At 72.2% G+C, this 3,059-nt stretch carries 4 protein-coding genes; 3 read left to right on the top strand and 1 reads right to left on the bottom strand.

Translation table 11 applies throughout. The annotated features are described in order from the left end of the window. The first annotated feature begins 49 nt into the window (after nucleotides 1-49). The 3 genes from HII36_RS54275 (at nucleotide 50) to HII36_RS54265 (ending at nucleotide 2,603) form a co-directional block, all read left to right on the top strand. Nucleotides 50-916, top strand: a complete 867-nt coding sequence (locus HII36_RS54275; RefSeq protein WP_173531223.1) for an RNA polymerase sigma-70 factor — start codon at nucleotides 50-52, stop codon at nucleotides 914-916. Nucleotides 917-1,125: 209 nt separating this feature from the next. Continuing rightward, on the top strand, nucleotides 1,126-2,211 hold the full coding sequence (locus HII36_RS54270) for a serine hydrolase domain-containing protein (RefSeq protein WP_217371119.1): 1,086 nt from the start codon (nucleotides 1,126-1,128) through the stop codon (nucleotides 2,209-2,211). A gap of 56 nt (nucleotides 2,212-2,267) precedes the next feature. Beyond that, nucleotides 2,268-2,603 (top strand): hypothetical protein, encoded by a 336-nt coding sequence (locus HII36_RS54265; protein WP_173531221.1) that lies wholly within the window; start codon nucleotides 2,268-2,270, stop codon nucleotides 2,601-2,603. A gap of 7 nt (nucleotides 2,604-2,610) precedes the next feature. Here HII36_RS54265 and HII36_RS58465 read toward each other — a convergent pair whose 3' ends face one another. Further along, nucleotides 2,611-2,895 carry a hypothetical protein gene (locus HII36_RS58465; RefSeq protein WP_173531220.1) on the bottom strand — a complete coding sequence of 95 codons (285 nt, stop codon included), beginning with the start codon at nucleotides 2,893-2,895 and terminating at the stop codon, nucleotides 2,611-2,613. Between the last annotated feature and the right edge of the window lie 164 nt (nucleotides 2,896-3,059).

The following is a 3,059-nucleotide window of genomic DNA, read 5'->3' as shown; positions in this document are numbered from 1 at the left end:
GCCGGGAGCGGGGCCGGGAGCGGGGCCGGGAGCGGGGCCGGGGGCGGAGATCGGGCCGGCGACGGAGGCTTTTCTGGCTCATCGGAATCTGCTGTTCACGGTGGCCTACGAGATGCTCGGCTCGGCCGCCGACGCCGAGGACGTCCTGCAGGAGACGTGGCTGCTCTGGTCGGGCGTGGACCTCGCCGTGGTCCGGGACCGGCGCGCCTACCTGGTGCGCATCACCACCCGCCAGGCGCTGAAGCGGCTGCGCACGCTCGGCCGGCGCAAGGAGTCCTACGTCGGGCCCTGGCTGCCCGAGCCGCTGCTGACCACCCCGGACGTGGCCGAGGACGTCGAGCTGGCCGACAGCGTCTCGACGGCGATGCTGCTGGTGCTGGAGACGCTGACGCCCACCGAGCGGGCGGTGTTCGTGCTGCGCGAGGTGTTCGACCTGGACTACGACGAGATCGCCGACGCGGTCGGCAAGAGCCGGCCCACGGTCCGCCAGATCGCGCACCGCGCCCGGACGCACGTCGCGGCGCGCCGGCCGCGCGAGGTCGTCTCCCCGGCCGAGGCGCAGGGCGTGCTCAAGGCGTTCCAGCGCGCGGTCGAAACGGGTGAGCTGCAGCGTCTGCTCGACGTCCTCGCGCCGGACGTCGTCCTGCTGGCCGACAGCGGCGGGCTCAAGCGGGCCGCGGCGACCCCGATCGTGGGGGCCGGCGAGGTGGCCCTCGTGCTCGGCCGGATCTCCGCCGTGGCGACGCTGCACCCGGCCCAGGTCAACGGTCACCCGGCGCTGATCGTCCGGATCGACGGGGAGCTCGACGCCGTCCTGACCATGCGTTTCGAGGCCGGGCTGATCACCGGGCTGTACGCCGTGCGCAATCCGGAGAAGCTGTCGCACATGGACCGGGAGACCACGGTGAGCCGCTGACACACCGGGCTCCGAGCATCGGAGGGGGACGCCACCGACGTTGCTAAGCAACTCGCGTTGACTAACGGCGAGATAGTCAACTACGGTTGCTTACGCGCCGCACGGCACCGCGCGATGCGGTGCCGCTGGATCGTCGTCGTGCGTCGATCCCGTCGTGCGGCGATCCACGCCGATCTCCGGCCGTTCCGTCATGCTCGAAGGAGACCTCCATGCCCACGTTCCGCACCCAGGCCGGCCTGCTCGCCGCCGTCCTGCTCACCCTGGCGGGCAGCGCCATGACCGCTCCCGCCGCGTCCGCCGCGGGCCGCGACCGCGACCACGCCGCACTGCAGCGCGTACTCGACCAGAGCGTCGGCGACGGCGGCGTCCCCGGCGCGGTACTCGAACTCAGACACGGACGCACGAAGCCGTTCTTCGCCACCGCCGGCGTGGCCGACCTGACCACCGGCCGCAAGCGCCGCCCCGGCGAGCACTTCCGCATCGGCAGCTACACCAAGGCGTTCACCGGCACGGTCGTCCTGCAACTGGCCGCCGAGGGCGAACTGACCCTGGACGACACCCTCGCGAAGTGGCTGCCCGGCGTCGTCGAGGAACACCTCGGCGCGGACGGCACCAAGATCTCCATCAGACGCCTGCTCAACCACACCAGCGGACTCCCCGACGCCGTCCCCGGCCAGACCCCGCCGCGACCGGAGGAACCCGGCAAGCGCTTCATCTACTCCAAGGTCAACTACACCCTGGCCGGCATGATCGTCGAACGCGCGACGGGCTCCACGCTCGCCGCCGAGATCGACCGCAGGATCGCCCGGCCGCTCCGCCTGACCGGCACGTACCTGCCGGACGCCGACGACACGCTGCGCGAGCCGCACGCCCGCCACTACTCCAAGTTCGACGAGGCCGGACGTCCCACCGAGGTCCACGACGTCACCAACGCCGACCTCAGCTGGGCGGGCGCCGCGGGCGGCATGGTGTCCACGACCTCCGACCTGCACCGATTCCAGCAGGCCCTGATGCGCGGACGCCTCCTGTCACCCGCGATGCAGAAGGAGATGTTCACCACCGTCCCAACCGACGGCGCGGACTGGGTCCCGAACACCCGGTACGGGCTCGGCGTCTACTCGCAGCGGCTCTCCTGCGGGGTCACGCTGTGGGGCGGCGGCGGGTACATCCAGGGGTCGGTGACGTACGTGATGGGCGACCGCCACGGCAACCACACGCTGGTGAGCAACCTGAACGGCGACTGGAGCGACTACCTGGGCACTTTCACCAAGCTCTTCGAAACCCGCTTCTGCTGACCCACCGAACGCGACCCGCACGGCGTGACCCACGCTGTGTGTGACCCACGCCGGACGTGACTCGCGGGGGCACGACTCGCCGGCCGTCTCCGCTCATCGCCAGCGCGCCGATCCGCGCGAGGAAAACCGGCGCCGCGCCCGCCCGCTCCCCGGCTGTCTGCTCCCCCGCCGCCAAGTCCCACGTCTCCGGGTTCCGCGCCGCCGGGTCCTGCGTCTCCAGGTGCCCCGACGCCGGGTACCCCGCCGCCAGGTTCCCCGTCTCCAGGTCCCATGTTCTGATCCGGCCGCGGCCGTCGTGCCACTCGCCGCTGACCGCCACCGCACGCCCGGCCACCACCCCGGTGACCAGCGCGTGCGCGCGGGCGTTCGTGGCCATCGAGGGGCCGAACTGACGGCCGGTCAGCGGGTCCCCGCGGCGCAACGCGTGATCCCACCCCGCGTCACGACCACCGGCCGGCCCGCCACCCACGCCGCTGCGGCCAGCGAAACCTCGCACTCCGCACCGAACGGCACCCCGACGGGCCGGCCGGTGCGTACATCCCGCACCTGCACGATCCCCTGGTCCTCATCACCGTCGAGATCGGTCACCAGAACCGCAACAGGATCACCCATCCCGAGCCCGACACCGGCCCCAAAACCAACCCCGAAACCGACACCGACACCGACACCGACAACAAGCGGCATCCCTCTGCGAGCGGCGCCCCCACCGGCTCCCCCGTCGCCGGATCCCACACCCGCACCGTCTCATCGAGAGAACCGCAGATCACCACCGGCCCGCCCAGCCACCACCGCCCCGGCCAACGCCGCGCCATAGCCCGCATCGACGAGCACCCGCCCCGCCACCCCAC

This window comes from Nonomuraea antri (assembly GCF_013283785.1).
GTDB lineage: Bacteria > Actinomycetota > Actinomycetes > Streptosporangiales > Streptosporangiaceae > Nonomuraea > Nonomuraea antri.
Note: the sequence above shows the minus strand (reverse complement) of the source record. Positions and strands in the feature narration are given on the sequence as shown.

What these genes read in the sequence shown, in the direction of transcription:
- HII36_RS54270 (WP_217371119.1), top strand. Translation starts at nt 1,126, where the DNA reads ATGCCCACGTTCCGCACCCAGGCCGGCCTGCTCGCCGCCGTCCTGCTC.
- HII36_RS58465 (WP_173531220.1), bottom strand. Translation starts at nt 2,895, where the DNA reads ATGCCGCTTGTTGTCGGTGTCGGTGTCGGTGTCGGTTTCGGGGTTGGT.